This is a genomic window from Kangiella aquimarina DSM 16071 (genome assembly GCF_000374105.1).
GTDB classification, from domain to species: domain Bacteria; phylum Pseudomonadota; class Gammaproteobacteria; order Enterobacterales; family Kangiellaceae; genus Kangiella; species Kangiella aquimarina.
This window is the reverse complement of the sequence record NZ_KB893650.1, coordinates 983,770-999,923: the sequence shown is the minus strand read 5'-3', so window position 1 is coordinate 999,923 and position 16,154 is coordinate 983,770. Positions and strand designations below refer to the sequence as shown.

The window sequence follows — 16,154 nt, the reverse complement described above, 5'->3', positions numbered from 1 at the left end:
ACTAAAATTTCTAGCAGCCCTAATCAGAAAAAGGCTATCTTAATATCGTAAGATAGCCTTTTTGTTTGTAAGAACATGAATATTATCAGTGTGGCTCCTGAATTACTTTTCCTCGCGACTCTCTGTCTCATCCTGAGAAATAATAAGCGTTTTATCCATATCTGTAATGGTCTCCATTAAACTAGGATCTGGGTTTGTACTTATATACTGAGTTTGCGTCAAACCAGCCAACTTCTGAGAAAGGTCATTCACTTCCTGTTGTAAACGCCCGACTTCATCGTGTGTATCTACCTTAAGGATATCAGCCTGACCATGATTTCTCAGTTCACGTATTACATGTCGCGTTTGGTTAACTCTCTGAATAAATCGGTTTGCCAGCCAGTAAACCCCGGAAAATACTGCTAGCATTATCAAGAACATCCAGATAATCATTGCTAACAGGGATGATTGAGTAGCACTTTTTAGATTACTACGACTGATCGCGATAAATGCATGACCAATCTGCTTGTCCTGATAAGTTATTGGAGAATCAAATAACACAACTTCCTGATTATAATCGGTTAAATTCGAATAAATATTCGCATTGTTATTATACTGCTGTAACTCACTTGCCTGCGGTAATACAAATGGCTTATTTATCTGTTCCGGCTGACTGCTACTCTGAACAATACCCTGACTATTTCTTATCGATAAATGCTGAATCTGTGAGTTATCGGCAATATCAACGGTAATCGCCTGTAGCGCAACATCTTCATCAAGCAATAGTAATTCTGCGGTTTCAGAAGAAATAATCTGCACCATTGAATTCCCGTAGTCGAAAACCAGTTGGTTCATTAGCTTATTCTGTTTGTTATAAACCCAGACCATCCCCAGAATCATTACCACCAAAACCACGGCAGATAAACTAATTGCCCATCTTGCACGCATGGAAACGAAACGTATCCCAGCCAACCCTTCCTTGTTCTGTGCCAGCTCTTTTGCCAAGGTTTCAATTTCTGTAAGAAGCTCATCGCTGGAGTCATAGCGGTGATCAGGGTTTTTCTGTAGTAGCCGGAAAATAATACTCTGCCACATGAACCCCTGTTCAGAAACGATATTAATGGGCTGAGGATTCATGTGCAGGACAGCCTGCATCATTGCCGCGTAATTGGGGGCCTGAAAGGGTAATTCGCCTTTAGTCACCTGATAAAGAATTACTCCAAGCGAATATAGGTCAGTTTTGAAATCAACGCCGTGGCCTGTAATCTGTTCAGGCGACATGTAGGCTGGTGTGCCCATGATTTTTTCATTGGTTTTACCGCCTTCATCTTCAAGAAAGAGATGCTCAACGTGAGCAATACCGAAGTCAGTAATTTTAAAACGACGACCACCATCAAGAACCAAAATGTTATCCGGTTTTAAATCGCGGTGAATGACTCCATTTTGATGGGCATAATCAAGTGCTAGAGTTAGCTGTTTAGCAAGATCCGCGGCCTGCTCCAGGCTCAGGGTGCCATTTTTTTGAAGGTAATCATCAAGATTTTCCCCTTCTAACAACTCCATGGCAATAAATGGCCGCTCTTGCCAAATACCTACATCATAAATAGTGACAATACCTGGATGACCTAGACGCCCTGCTGCTTTGGCTTCACGCAAGAAAAGCTCGCGATATTCCTCTTTTTCAACCAGTTCGTGTTTTAAAAGTTTTATCGCGAGCGATCGACCAATCTCCGGATCTTCTGCCTGATACACAACAGACATAGCTCCACGGCCAATTTCTTTGACAAGTTTATAGCGCCCAATGCGCAGTTCGTTATCCTGTGACATTGAGAATTAGAGAAATAACCAGGCAAGAACTCCCAACAGAATTAATGCCGCCACACCTAATGAACCAATTAACATCCAGTTCATTTCTTCTTTTTCTTCCTGTGGCTGAGCTTCACTACTGTCGACCAAGGTGAATAAAAACTCAGTATGACCAATTTGAATTCTGTCACCAAATGATAAAATACGCTCAGAAACTTTCTCACCATTGACAATAGTGCCGTTAGAAGACAACAAATTTAAGATACGCCACTGCCCTTCAGAGAAGGTGATTTGGGCATGCGTTGAAGATGCCGCAGGGTCATAAAGAGTCACGCTGTTACCTTTACCCCGTCCGATGACATTTTTACCATACTCCAGTAAAAATGCCTGCCCAGCATGTGGCTTAGTCGTTGCAAGCAGGGCTGGAACTTTACTTCCATCATCTTCCAACTTTTGAATTTCCTCTTTGATCATCCTTTCAACTTGACTCGAATCGAAGACCAGTGTTCCTTGTGGTCCCGCTTTATCTTCACGATATTCTGACTTTTGCTGTGAAGGAACTTTCTCAGAAGACATACCTACCTCACATTAACCTAGTTTAAGGATTGTTTTGATTTTTTTTATAAACTTCTCAACCGGAGTTTCTTGTTTCTGCGGTTTAGGCTCAGTTACTGGTGAAGAAATGAGCATTAAAGAAATATTATCGCTACCCCCATTCTTACATGCCAATTCGACCAGATACTCAACCTTTGCCTGATTATCACGAGGAAGCTTCAAAGCTGCAATGATTTCTTGCCTGGAAAGCTCTTCGTATAGTCCGTCGCTGGCCAGTAGCAGGGATTCACCGTAGTCCCATTCTCTTTTCAGCGAGCCAATGCTCAAGGGAGTTTCATTCTCAATCCCCAAGCACTGGGTGATAACATGACGTTTTGGATGGTTTTTTACCTCAGTCTGCTCAAGTAAGCCAGCGTTGACCAACTTCTGAACCAAAGTATGGTCTTCAGTCAGCTGAGTCAACTCACCCGTTTCCTGATTCCATAAATACGCACGACTATCGCCCACCCAGGCAATCTCATAATCGGCACCATTGGAATGAACAGCAACCACAGTCGCTCCGCGATCTTCCTGTTCATGGCGATTATGAGCCTTGATTACAGAGTGCGCAGAATGTACTGCATTGTGAAGGTTAAAACCTTTTGAAATCGACTTTGAAATCTCGTCGATTGCGTATTGACTTGCCTGTTCGCCTTGCTTCAGACCACCGACACCATCTGACAAAACCCATAACCCCAAATCAGATGATGCAAAAACCTTGTCATCGTTATTCTGCCGCGACATCCCCTTATGCGACAGCATGGCAAACTGTATCTTGGACGTTTGTAAACTACTCATTGCCCCTCCTGTTATTCCAATGGAGTGTAGCTGTTTGCTCAAAAAATGAATGTTAACCAAGCCACAAAATATCTTGAGCTATACCCTTGATATTAATGTACTTGGCCCAATATTGCACTATAATGGAAAAGAATCTGGGGACGATTTGGATTCGACGTGGATTACGAACCTCCAGGTGCATGCCGAGATGTCAGCGAATCTCGTAAAATCAAAGCTGAAACTTAATAGTTGCAAACGAAGACAACTACGCTTTAGCCGCTTAAGGCTAACTGTCTACTCTGAGCGTCCTTGGTAGGAGCTAGACAGTCAATACAGGGACTCGCAGGTAACTGTGCTCGGCAGCCAACTGTTAAACTTTCCTCGAGACCGTCTTTGAATGCCTGCCCATCGGCACGTCAAAGATTAAATTAAAGATGGACCTAAGCATGTAGACCCTCGAGCAGAGGATTCGCGGACGCGGGTTCAATTCCCGCCGTCTCCACCAAATTTTTGATAACCGATTGTTTTTTATTAAATTTATCGGTTTTTATTTTTTCCTTAATATTATAGTCTGCCACATAGGTGTGACATAAATGAGGAAAATACCACATACATACAGAACCTCTTCTGGGGTTTATTATTTTAGAATAGCTGTTCCAACAAGATATAAATGGAAACAGAAGGAAATAAGGTTTTCATTAGGAACCAAGAGTTATCAAGAAGCAAAGGTACAAGCATTTAAGCTGTGGAGCAGCTTTCAAAGAATCAATGGATTATCAGATATAGATGAATTTTTGAACAAACAAAACAGCACCCTCATAATTAAATCAGAGAAAAAAGCTATTGAGCTAATCTCAATAGACAAACTTATATCGTTGCAAGATTACAAAACACTGAGACACGCACTCCAAAAAATATACGACGACAATGGTGAATTTTATTGCTCAATACCTCCAATTGAAGCCATGCTCTATTCTGTTACTTATGAAAAGAAACCTACAGGAGGAGTTGTTGAAAGAGTCACTCTTGATGAAGACAGGAGTGGCAAAGTAGATTTACAGGGAGGCTACATACAAATAGCGAAAGAAGATATTCACGCTTATCTGGAAAGTCGAAATGATAGTTTAAAGATATCTCATTTTAAACTACTAGATGCAGAAAATGATTGTTTTTCACCAACTTCAAGTTTATCACTTTCACCTTTTAGTTTGTTTATAGAAAAGGACAAAGCAGATTCATTAAACATCAAACCCACATATAGACAAAATAATTCCAATTCAAATGGACTTAAATTATCAGATGCGCTAAATGACTATATAACCAACTCATCGCATCTAAAAGAAAGAACGATAAAGCAATATGAAGAAAGTATTAATCTCTTTATAGAAATAATCGGAAACAAATACATTGAAGAAATTTCATACAATCCAGATATAAGAAAGTTTGTAAAATATTTAGATCTAATACCAAAAAATAGGAATAAAAATAAAGAATTCAAAAACTTAACCTTAGAGCAAATAATAAAAAAGCAAAAAAATGATAAGAGCCATGAAGTTATTTCTCTGACAACAAAGAAAAAGCATGCAGAACGAATTTCTTCATTTTTTCAATATTACATAGACAAACAAGTAATAAGCGGGAATCCCGTAAGAAAGCTATACAGAACTAAGAAAATAAACACGCTAGAAGAAAAGACTCCATTTACTGATCAAGATATCAACAAATTATTCAATTCAGATTTAGCTGTAAGTATGTTCAACAAGCAAAAATACAAGTTTGCAAAATTATGGGGATATTTATTACTTCTGTACACAGGAGCAAGGCCAGAGGAAATTTATCAACTAACTATAGATGACATAGATTTAAGCACAGATATAAAAACAATTTCATTTGCAGAAAGTGCTACAAAATCTCTTAAAAATAACTCAGCGAAGAGGGTAATACCTATTCATCCTCATTTATTAGAAGTTGGATTTATTGACTTTGTAGAAAATGTTAAGAAAGTGCCAGAAGTCTCAGACTCCAGCAGACTATTCTTTTACCTAAATAAAAGCAACGGTCATGGGTATTCAAGAAACCCCGCTGACTGGTTCAATAACTCACTAGCAGTAAAGCTATGTATTAAGACTGATAAAAAATCGCTTTATAGTTTTAGACACTCTGTTATTGATAAATTAAAGAGTGACCCAAAAGTTCAAACTCTATTTAGAACAACTTATGTTGGACACCAAAGAGGAGAAACCGAGTCCGAGAATAGGTATGGAAATGATATAAATCCAGAACAGCTAAATACAATTTTAGATGCGATTGATTTTGGACTAGATTTAAAAATAATTAAATCAATGACTGCAAATGTTGTTGTAAGAAAGTCAAAGTAAATTAGCTAGCAACCTGAAGTACGGTTTAAATAGTTTATTCTCAAGTAATTTGCTTATAACATAGCCAATTACAGGAATGGCGGTTCTGATATAATTAAACCACAAAGAATAAATCGTCCTTAGTTTTCTGGCGACTACAAAATCATTACTACATTAAATTTTATATGTAATACAAAAGAAACTCATGATTTATTACTTACCCGATTTTCTCCTGTTACAATCTTTACAAAGCATTTGGCAATTACTTTCAATTGTTTTCCCACCTTCATGCCAAGGTGTTATATGATCGCCTTCCATTTCTGATATCTCGAAATGTTCTTTACAGCTGGTACAGATGCCTTTCTGCTTTTCATATACTTTTTGTTTCATTGAGTCCGAAAAAGCTCTTATGCCCAAGTGCTTTTCATCTCTCGTTAATACATATGGATATATACCTTTCTTCTTCTCAACATCATCATCGGCGATAAGCATTGCAACTTCATTTTCTAATTTCTTTGTATCGTAGACTTCATCTTTGAATTTATTGTATAGCTCCCCCCAATCTACACCCTTCATGAACTTTGTTCGCTTTTTAGTAAAGGTTCCCTGAACCCAAGTTATTACATTTTGAAAGTATTGCCATAACGCCAAAGCATTCGGGTCATGCTGGTGTTTAGACATATACACCTCAATATTACCTTTAGATATCCATTTTATAGCTGTTTCTAGATAGTCCTGTCTAATTGGGGTCCCTACCAAGTAGTCACTTCCAATTTGAAAAGCTGGACACCCATTTTTACTGAAGTATCTTTTTGCATCTGTTACCCAAGTTCCAGAGTATACAGCGTTCCTTAGTTCTTGTTCTGTGAGTTTTTCTCCTGCAATGTTAATTGTTTTAAACCAGTCCAGCTTTTCACTATCAGTGCCACTACATATATAAACCATTAACTTATAATTAAGAATTTGCTCTTTTTCATCATCCTTAAGATTGTGAAAATATTTGAACATATATGCAAAATCACCATTAACATATTGGCATATTGATAATGTTCTCTGCTGACCATCAATAACTTCATACCCACCATCCTCTCGAACTGCCCAATACATAACATTTAAAGGAAAGTCTCTTGTTAATGTATGAATTACCGCATCGCGTTGTTTATCTTTATAGATGAACTCTCGTTGGTATGGAGGCCGGATATCTAGTTTTCCACCGTAACCAACAACACCAGCTTCTTCGTTATCCTCGAATCCTTCAGTTAGTTCACGGACAGTAATTTCTTTGAGCTCGATCTTCATATTTTTTTGTTCTTAATAATTATTCGGGTATAAGGAACGGTTACTTCTCCGTTTACTATCATATATAAATCACCGTCAACCGCTCCACGCTTTTGGACTTCCTTCCTATACTTCTTATGCTCTGGTTTATATGGCAAAACTCCTATTTCCAACCCAGCATTCGCAATTCCAACTCCAATAATCTCAAATTGGTCTGGGTTATACTTATCCATGAATGTAATCGGAACACCCATCATGCCAGCATAATCATAAGGAATTTCTTTAGTTTTATCTACGTTAATAGCGTCAAAGTTTTCATATTTGGGGTACTCTTTGGGGGTGTATTTCTTATAAAGAATCAAATCCTCATGCCGTTTATTAATATCTAAATTAGTAAACCAGTGCACTCCAGATACTCTTATCATTCCTTCTTTTCGGTCTGTTGCAGTAGCGTAATCTTCATAATGCTTATTAATGAAATGCGCTGCCCCACCTTTAAAACCAAAACCTAGCCATAACCTGTTATCTCTTATAAGTGGGAAAATTTCTTTGTATTTAATTGCATTTTGATGTCCAACAATTATAAATTTTTTGTCATGCTCGATAAGCTGAGATACATATTCTCTAAATAATGAGAAAGGAGGGTTTGTAACAACAATATCTGCTTGCTTGAGTATTTTTATACACTCCTCACTTCTAAAGTCTCCATCTCCTTTTAGTTGATGAACCCCAATCTCATCAACATCTGGTATGTTATTCCTATTTTTATCACCATTGTATTCAAGCATAATCGCTTTTTCTGACTCATTTCTGCTGAATAAATCCATGTTTTGACTTTTATAACAGGTTGTTATTAGCTTTTTCAGTCCTAGCTTTTCAAAGTTGTATGAAAAATAGTGGAAAAAATTACTTATTCTAGGGTCATCACAATTGCAATAAACCACTTTTCCTTTAAAGTGTTTTCTGTAATGTTTAAGTTCACGTTCAATATCTGATAGTTGAGTATAAAACTCATCTTTTTTATTTTTCTTTGCTTCAGCTAATTTTTTATTTTGCGCGCGTTTTGCCATTTTAACAATATCCCTTAATATAACTATTTCTGCGAAATCACATACCGTCAGTTATAAAATATTTTGTTTTCTTAATGAGTTGGATTGTTAATCGTCTAAAACGTTAACACTTTTAATCCAAGTCATTTAATTATGGGTGAGCAGTCAAATTCTGAATTTAACTATAATGATAACTTTTAATACAGAATTAATTTATATATGAACTGATAATAATAACGTTTGCATCTAAATACAAATATTTACTCACAGCCTATCATCCACTCCATATTACAAAACCAATAGTGTTTATAACTCGAACCATGAAGTACCTCCCTGCAATACGTGATGCACTACCAAGTGCTTCGCTTTCACTGCTATAATTTCCTTTTGTCATCCATGCCTGACTTGCGTTATGAGTTTTATATTGAACTCGGTACATATTGATACCCTAGTCTTCCTGAACTAACCGATATAAGCTTGCTCTTGAAATACCATACTTCTCAGCCAAATCTGTTTTTGAGCCTTCCCAGGAGCTGAACTCACTTTTAAGGGTATCTACTTGTTTAGGTGTTAATTTGCTCTTACGGCCAAATTTAACCCCGTTGGCAAGTGCTTTTTCTCTGCCTTCGGCACATCTCTCGTTAATTAAGTCTCTCTCAAACTCTGCAAAGGCTGAGATCATATAAAACATCAATTTACCTGAAGCAGATGTCGTATCAATTGACTGGTCAGTCACCACCAAGTTCACTCCTTTGGATTGCAAAAGTTCAGCTATCTGACCAAGATCCACTACTGACCTAGCCAATCTATCTAATCGGGTAACAACCAAGGAATCCCCTTCTCTGACAAATTCTAGTGCTTTTTGCAGTTCCTTCCTTTGCTCAGTTGATTTACCAGATATTTTTTCACTAAAGACTTTATTACACCCATAATCAGTTAATTTATTAATTTGTGTTTTTAGATCCTGCCCCTGCGTGCTAACTCTTGAATAACCAATCTTCATATATCTTATATCTCCTAGAATTTGCAAGAAGATATTATAAGACATATTTTAAGACAGGTAAAGCACCTGTATATTACCTGTCTTAAATCTTGTAAGTTTTTAGATAGAAAAGAAATTTTAACTTGAACATAACCCTAAAGGAACAAAAAAACACGTAACCTATTGATATTAAAGATATTTAAAGCAAACAATTATATCTTTTTATTTCTTTAATCATAATCTTGTTTAAATATTTATTATTTGAAAACAATGAGTTACCAGATTTTTTGCTCAACACGGTTATTTGAAAAACAACTTGCCATTATTAATAAAATGAACATTATCGAAATTTTCAATATTGGTTTCTGTTGTTTTTAGAAAATATCGGTGAAGCCCAGATTCATTTGTCATAGGTTGCACCTTTACAAGATTTTGGCTCGTACACAACCCTTTCATCGGTATGTGTGCGAATTTGTAGATATCCGTATAAATCACTTCATTAATTGTTTTTGTCATTGCTCCCTCTAGATCACATGTATATTGTTCCTGCTTTTCTTTCAACCCGATATGGTAGTGATAATTACCAGGGAACTTACTACCTTCTCCATTTTTTTCTCTAACACAAATCCCTCTAAAATTATTTCTATTAACACGATGATAGTGATTACCAAACATTTTTTTTGAAATAAGATCGATAATAACGCTGGTCAACTTATCACTTTCATTCATGCTTAACTGCCTCGAATATTGAATTGTTACAGCTGTTGATAGATTATAATCACTTAGCATTCTCATATACCCATCATGATATAGAGAATACTTATATTTGAATTCAGGTGTAATATATTCATTTTCATTTAATTGGTTATTGTTATTATTTGACCTATTCAGCATATTTGCTTCTTTGCTAATTTCATTTTTTAAATTGTAATATTGGTCAACTATATAGTCGTCGTTAGTCACCTTCATAAATTAATACCTCATTATTATTATATTTCCTTTAGACAATACTAATACATTGCTCATTTCAATGAACATACGAATCTAGTTACCAGATGGTCTCTGTCACCTACCTAGCACTGAGACATTTTTTCGTGTCTCAATAATATATATAGGTTTGTACAAAAAGTGATAATTTTTGACTTATACAGATAGGTGTGACAGATTAAACAATTAAATTTAATAAGATATTATTTTATTTATACTTTTCAATAAGTTAGAGATTAAAATATTAAGGATTTAAATTGGTGGAGATTCCCGCCGTCTCCACCAATACAAAACCTCAACTCGCAAGAGTTGGGGTTTTTTATTGGCTATAGATTACGGATTTAGAAGCCGCGTAGCGTGTTCAAAAAATTGTCTGGAGCAATTTTTGACAGCTTTGGCTGGTCTGAGCAATTCCCACCATATATTTCCTATCCGTTTTATGAAATACACTTCGTTGGGGCTGCCCCCTGGGTAAACCCATCCGATAACTGCACAAATAAAAAAGGCGAACAACGTCCGCCCTCTATCTTCAATTTTCCAAATTCACACTATTACAATTATCGATTCACAATTTTAGCTACTGTTTCATCAACTTTATTAATATCACCAACTTCCTGAAATACGATTCGTCCTTTCTCATCAAGTAATGTAAATACATTTGAGTGGGCGACTTCATTGTCTTCACTTTTTTTGTAACGGACGTTAAGTGCCATTGCCAGACTTCTAACATCCTGTTTATCGCCTGTTAGCAATGTCCATCTCTTTGGATCGAGCCTTCTTTTTTCAGCAAATTCTTTAAGGACTTTTGGCGTATCACTGTTAGGTGTTAGTGACACTAATACAAACTCTGTATTTGCTAACACTTCTTCGGGTAATTGCTTTTCTATGTTCTGCATTGTTGCCACTATGGTTGGGCAGGTATGCATGCAATGTGTGTAGATCAAGCTAATGATCTGACGTTTGCCTGCCAATGAATTAATGTTAATAGTTTGATCATCCTGCGTAATCCATTCGCTATTTAAGTGATAGATTGAATCGTCAGGTAGATCCTGGATTTCATCACCAGCTTTCGCGGTACTTATCAACGCAGCTAAAAGAGCTACACAACTTAATTGAAACCATGTTTTCATAATTGCCTCGCTTACTGACTCATTGCAGTATCTTGGGCGCAACGGAAGCCCAAATTGGGTAATGTAAATTTAGCTTCCAGGCTACTTCTAAATCCATATCGCATAAATGCAGCATAGTCACCAGGGTCAACTGCGCCACTGGCACCGCCCGCGCAAAATAACTTGGTATCAATGGTGCTGTCGCCGCGTGATTCACCAGTGACCAGCGCTGAGTTAAAATCCTCAGTCCACTCCCAGATTAGGCCGTGCATATCATAAATGCCCCAATAGTTTGGCTCATTCTGACCTACAGCTGATAATTGTTTCTGACTGGGGCGGCTGTACCACATCAATATCTTTTGCTTGTAATCTTTTTCAACGCTTCCGTCTGCCTGAGTTTCACTGGCCAATGCCGCCAGCTCCCACTCGCTAACTCGGGGTAAACGTTTGCCCTGCGCCTGACAATATGCATCTGCTGCAAACCAGGACACATTGGTCACTGGGCTATTTGCTAATTCTTGAGAGTATCCATCCTCTGCCCAATGCTGCAGATACTGTTTTTCCACAAACACTTTTGGTGCCTGTTGTTTTTTCCAACCAGGATTTTCCTCAACAAACATTTGGAATTGCTTATTGGTCACAGGGAATTGATCTAGATAAAAGTCACTCACCGTTTGGATAGGGCTATCCTTGCTCATATATAAAGGACGATACTCACCGCCTTTGACTAGCTTCATACCTTCAGGCGAAGTGGCTTCATTTGCTTTTGCCATTAACGAAGAGCTACCACTGACTCCAATGAGAATCAGTGATAGCGCTACAAGTTTAAGATGACTGATGTTCATAGTCTTATCTATTGATGACAGTTATTAATGAGGTTTATTGGCTCTAACTTTTTTAACCTGCTCAACTGTGATTTCACCACCTTTATTATCCCAGCTGTTAAGAACATAAGTTAGAACATTAGCAATCTGCTCATCAGTTAAGTCCATCGCAGGCATAACACTGTTGAATGATTCGCCGTTAACTTTGATTGGGCCTTCCAAGCCATGAACGATTGCCTCAATACCTCTTACAGGGTCTGCATTCAGATAGTCAGACTTAGCCACTGGAGGGAATGCACCAGGAATGCCTTGACCATTTGGCTGGTGACAGGCCATGCAGTTCGCATCATAGATACGTTTACCAAAATCAATTTTCTCTTTCTTATTGCTGGCTTTAACAACTTCAACTTTTTTATCAACGCTTTGTACCGCTGAACCTTCTGGAAGATAAATGCGGTCGTCAATTTTGCCAGAGTAAATGGTTTTGTCTTCTTTACCTTTGACGCTTAACATTCCCAGGGCACCTTTATTAAAGGCACGGAAGATAGAGTGATCAACCAAGATTAAATTACCAGGCACTTCAACTTTAAACTCAACAATTGCAGAGCCGCCAGCTGGAACTAAAGTGGTTTGAATGTTTTCGTTAACCAGATTGCCACCTTCCACATAAACTTTATCAAAGATTTCACCAATTACGTGGAAAGAAGACACTAAGTTAGGGCCACCATTACCGACATACAGGCGAACAGTTTCACCAACTTCTGCTTTTAGCGATTTATCACCGGTTAAGCTGCCAACCGCACCATTAAATACAACGTAATCAGCATGTTCATTAATCGCTTTTTCCATATCGAAAGGCTGCAAGCCTGGCTCACCGTACTTACCTTTAGTATAGAAATCGCCCTGCATCACATAGTACTCGCGATCAACTTTTGGCAAACCTTCTTTAGGTTCAACCAAAATCAAACCGTACATACCGTTAGCAATGTGCATACCAACTGGCGCAGTTGCACAGTGATAAACATATAAACCAGGGTTTAGTGCTTTAAACGCAAACGTAGAAGTATGACCTGGAGCTGTGAATGAAGAAGTAGCGCCACCACCTGGGCCTGTTACAGCGTGTAAATCGATGTTGTGTGGCATTTTAGAAGATGGATGGTTAGAGAGGTGGAATTCAATCTCATCCCCTTCTTTAACACGAATGAAGCTACCTGGAACAGTGCCGCCGAAAGACCAGTATACGTATTCAACACCATCAGCCATGGTGCCAACCTTTTCTACTGTTTCCAGTTCAACGACCACCTTGGCATTATGATCACGCTCAATTGCAGGTGGAACCTCTGGAGGCGATGTGAGAATTGCCTGTTCAGTTGGTAAGTCTTTTGCAATTGCGCCACCCATTAAGCCCAAAGTTGCTAAACCTAATAAGGTTTTCTTAAACATTTTATTCTTTAACATGGAATGATCTCCTAAAACTGCTTTTTTAACCAATATGAAAGATACTTATTTTGAGGTTAGTATGAAGCAATGGCTTATTAGCAATTTGATCTAGATCAGTATAATCAGTGATGTATCAAAATTTGGATATTCATTGCTGCCAAGTAAGAATTTCATACTGGACATTTGTCCCTTTATAAAATCTAACTGTTTGATTATTCTGATGAAAATTTCCGATTCAAACTTTGAGAAAGATCACTAGATGAGGATAAACCTTATTCATCGTAAGGTTATATTGAGTAAACAAGACTGAAATATTGAGGTGAAACTATCCATAACCTGAACTTATCCTTGAGGTCAAAGTATAAACCAATATATTAGGCATATCTTATATCAGTGACTCGCCTTATGTTTTCTTCCATCTAACCGCCAATTCCTGTGCCGGAACTGGCTTACTGTAGAGATATCCTTGGGCTACATCGCAGCCAAGAGCTTTGAGAAACTCTGCATGAGCCTCTTCCTCAACGCCCTCCGCAACAGTCTCAAGCCCCAGAGACTTTGCCAGTTGAATAATAGCTTTACAGATTACTTCATCATTAGCATCCTGCCCAATATCCTTGATAAAGGAACGATCAATCTTAAGTCGATCCAGTGGCAGGCGCTTGAGGTAGGCCATACTGGAATATCCGGTTCCAAAATCGTCCACTGCCAACTTAACCCCCATCTGCTTAAATTCGGTCATTGCAGTAGCCGCTTTCTCAGGATCCTGCATAATGGTGGACTCAGTAAGCTCAAGGAATAAGCGCTCTGCCGCAAGCCCAGTATCTTGAAGCACTTCTTTTACCTGCTTGGGTAATAGTCCAGTTTCAATTTGCTGCACAGATATATTGACCGAAACACATCCCACTGCGTTACCAGCCTCATCCCACTGAACCATCTGCTGGCAAGCTTCCCGAAGCACCCATAATCCAATCTCGCCAATTAACCCAGTTTCTTCTGCCAATGGAATGAACTTATAGGGTGGAATCAGCCCCAGAGTTGGGTGTTGCCAACGAACCAGGGCTTCAACGCCGACCATTGTTATGTCTGTAAAGCTAACCAGTGGTTGATAATGAAGAACCAGTTCATTGCGCTCAACCGCAACCCTTAAAGCACTTTCCAGCATCAGGTTCTCATGCATTCCTTCAGCAAGTCTGTCGTTAAAAAACTCAAAACGGTTTCGGCCAGATTTTTTTGCTGAATAACGGGCAATTTCTGCATTCTTGAGCAGGGTATCAGGATCACGTCCATCCTCAGGATAAATCGCTACTCCGATACTTGCAGTTATCATTAACTCATGCTCATCTACTCTTAAAGGAGCAGCAAATCGTTTTAAAACCTTACGGGCAATTTTAGAAACGTTCTCCACGTCAGTTTTTTGATTAATAACGAATACAAACTCATCTCCCCCAATACGGGCCAAACTATCTTCTACTTGAAGGATGTGCTTAAGTCGCTCTACCATACGAAGAATCACTGCATCACCCACTTGGTAACTCAGTGTTTCATTAATCTTTTTGAAGTTATCTATATCAATACTTAGAATTGCAAAATTTTCATTAAACTGCTGACCACGCTCAATAGCTTCTTCGACACGTTCATGCAACTTCTGACGATTCGGTAAATGGGTAAAAGGGTCATACTGTGATAAAAATATTAATCGATCTTCCTTTTCATAAATTTCGGTTAAGTCACTCCATGAGCCAACAATTTCAACTTGCCCATTATGATTGTCAGCAAAGAGCTGTAATTCGTCACGAATAAATCGAACTTTGCCTTCTTTATTTCGCACTCGATACTCATAGACCGCATGGCCTTTTTCAAATATTCCTCCAAACTGTTCAATAGTCTTAGAGCGATCATCTTCATGCAGGATATCTTGCCACCAATTCAAATCATATAATTCTTCAGGTTCGTAGCCAAAAAGCCGTTTTACATTGGCGCTTACCCAGACTGGCCTAAAACCATCTTCTTGCATGACAAGTTGATATAAAACAACTGGGCTGGCTTTTAGCAAATGGTTAAATCGGAGGTTGGTTCGACTGAGCGCTTTGGTTCGCTTTTGTATTTGCCAGCGAAGTAATGAAGCAATACCAATCATTACAATGATAAACGCTCCGCCTATAATTAATACCCACAGCACTACCTTTGGAATCTTCGCCTCCTGAATAGGCACCATGGTACTTTTTAGCGCTTCATAATAGACTGAGTCGGGTTCTGCTCTCCAAACGGTAATATTTTGATCAATCGCTTTTAGCAAATCATTATTTTGTCCTACAGCAGTCACATAAAAGAGACTTGCAGGGTTAAGCATGATTGGAGTTTCTCTCAAATCAAACTGTGGACCGTGACTGTCAGCAAACTGAACATTAGTAATCACGGCATCAGCCTTACCGGACTTAACCGTTTGGAAACCTTGCTTATAGGTATCAACATACACGGGCTTAAACCCGAGACCATACCCCATCATCATCTGTTGCAGAGCCACTTCCTGTACGGAGTCACGCAAGACTGCAATACGAACACCTTGTAAGTCTGGAAGCCCAAGGATGTCTAAGTCTTTTCGAGACCATACTTCAGACCAACTGTGAGTCACAGCTACCGAGTGAAAGTCAAACCTTTGGGCGCGCTCCTCGGTAAAAGCGACATCTGGCATTAGATCAATTGAATTTTTTGAAAGGAGATTAAGGCAATCACTCCACTCGCAGTCAACGTAAGTTAAATCCCAAGATTCCTCTTTGGCAATCGCTTCAAGCAGCATGACAAACAGGCCATCAGGCTGGCCTTCGGAGTTACGATAGATTTTCGGAGAATTTTGATAGAGTCCAACACGAACTTCACGAGCAGCGTCAGAACCTGAGTCCTGAAATTGAAAAATCATGGCAATCGTCAATAAAACAACGAAAACAGCAGTGATGACGACTTTATAAAGCATA

At 38.5% G+C, this 16,154-nt stretch carries 12 protein-coding genes and 1 other RNA gene; 2 read left to right on the top strand and 11 right to left on the bottom strand.

The features are described from left to right. Positions 1-102: 102 nt before the first annotated feature. From B158_RS0104845 to B158_RS0104835, 3 genes are read right to left on the bottom strand one after another with little or no spacing between them, the layout of a single operon-like run. A complete protein-coding gene (locus tag B158_RS0104845; RefSeq protein ID WP_018624235.1) occupies positions 103-1,806 on the bottom strand; it encodes a serine/threonine protein kinase in 1,704 nt (567 codons plus the stop codon). A gap of 6 nt (positions 1,807-1,812) precedes the next feature. Then, a complete protein-coding gene (locus B158_RS0104840; protein ID WP_018624234.1) occupies positions 1,813-2,361 on the bottom strand; it encodes an FHA domain-containing protein in 549 nt (182 codons plus the stop codon). A 12-nt stretch (positions 2,362-2,373) separates the two neighbouring features. Further along, positions 2,374-3,177 (bottom strand): PP2C family protein-serine/threonine phosphatase, encoded by an 804-nt coding sequence (locus tag B158_RS0104835; protein WP_018624233.1) that lies wholly within the window; start codon positions 3,175-3,177, stop codon positions 2,374-2,376. A gap of 136 nt (positions 3,178-3,313) precedes the next feature. Here B158_RS0104835 and ssrA point away from each other — a divergent pair. Then, positions 3,314-3,661, top strand: a transfer-messenger RNA (tmRNA) gene (ssrA, locus tag B158_RS13305). Positions 3,662-3,749: 88 nt separating this feature from the next. After that, positions 3,750-5,534, top strand: a complete 1,785-nt coding sequence (locus B158_RS0104825; RefSeq protein WP_018624231.1) for a DUF6538 domain-containing protein — start codon at positions 3,750-3,752, stop codon at positions 5,532-5,534. 192 nt (positions 5,535-5,726) lie between these two features. Here B158_RS0104825 and B158_RS0104820 read toward each other — a convergent pair whose 3' ends face one another. The 8 genes from B158_RS0104820 to B158_RS0104785 form a co-directional block, all read right to left on the bottom strand. After that, positions 5,727-6,812 carry a GmrSD restriction endonuclease domain-containing protein gene (locus tag B158_RS0104820; protein ID WP_018624230.1) on the bottom strand — a complete coding sequence of 362 codons (1,086 nt, stop codon included), beginning with the start codon at positions 6,810-6,812 and terminating at the stop codon, positions 5,727-5,729. Continuing rightward, positions 6,809-7,861, bottom strand: coding sequence for an adenine-specific methyltransferase EcoRI family protein (locus tag B158_RS0104815; RefSeq protein WP_018624229.1), 1,053 nt, complete (start codon positions 7,859-7,861; stop codon positions 6,809-6,811). The genes B158_RS0104820 and B158_RS0104815 overlap by 4 nt, the downstream gene beginning before the upstream one ends. 427 nt (positions 7,862-8,288) lie before the next feature. Then, the gene (locus B158_RS0104810) at positions 8,289-8,843 is read right to left on the bottom strand and encodes a recombinase family protein (RefSeq protein WP_018624228.1); all 555 of its coding nucleotides are present in this window, start codon (positions 8,841-8,843) and stop codon (positions 8,289-8,291) included. 279 nt (positions 8,844-9,122) lie between these two features. After that, the gene (locus tag B158_RS0104805; RefSeq protein ID WP_018624227.1) at positions 9,123-9,791 is read right to left on the bottom strand and encodes a hypothetical protein; all 669 of its coding nucleotides are present in this window, start codon (positions 9,789-9,791) and stop codon (positions 9,123-9,125) included. A 575-nt stretch (positions 9,792-10,366) separates the two neighbouring features. Continuing rightward, positions 10,367-10,939 carry an SCO family protein gene (locus tag B158_RS0104800; protein WP_018624226.1) on the bottom strand — a complete coding sequence of 191 codons (573 nt, stop codon included), beginning with the start codon at positions 10,937-10,939 and terminating at the stop codon, positions 10,367-10,369. Between the two features lie 11 nt (positions 10,940-10,950). After that, entirely contained in the window at positions 10,951-11,763 is an 813-nt protein-coding gene (locus tag B158_RS0104795) for a formylglycine-generating enzyme family protein (protein WP_018624225.1), read from the bottom strand. 24 nt (positions 11,764-11,787) lie between these two features. Next, positions 11,788-13,143: a copper-containing nitrite reductase gene (nirK, locus tag B158_RS0104790; RefSeq protein WP_407635760.1), complete on the bottom strand. Its 1,356-nt coding sequence runs from the start codon at positions 13,141-13,143 to the stop codon at positions 11,788-11,790. A 442-nt stretch (positions 13,144-13,585) separates the two neighbouring features. Then, on the bottom strand, positions 13,586-16,153 hold the full coding sequence (locus B158_RS0104785) for an EAL domain-containing protein (protein ID WP_018624223.1): 2,568 nt from the start codon (positions 16,151-16,153) through the stop codon (positions 13,586-13,588). Position 16,154: the final 1 nt, after the last annotated feature.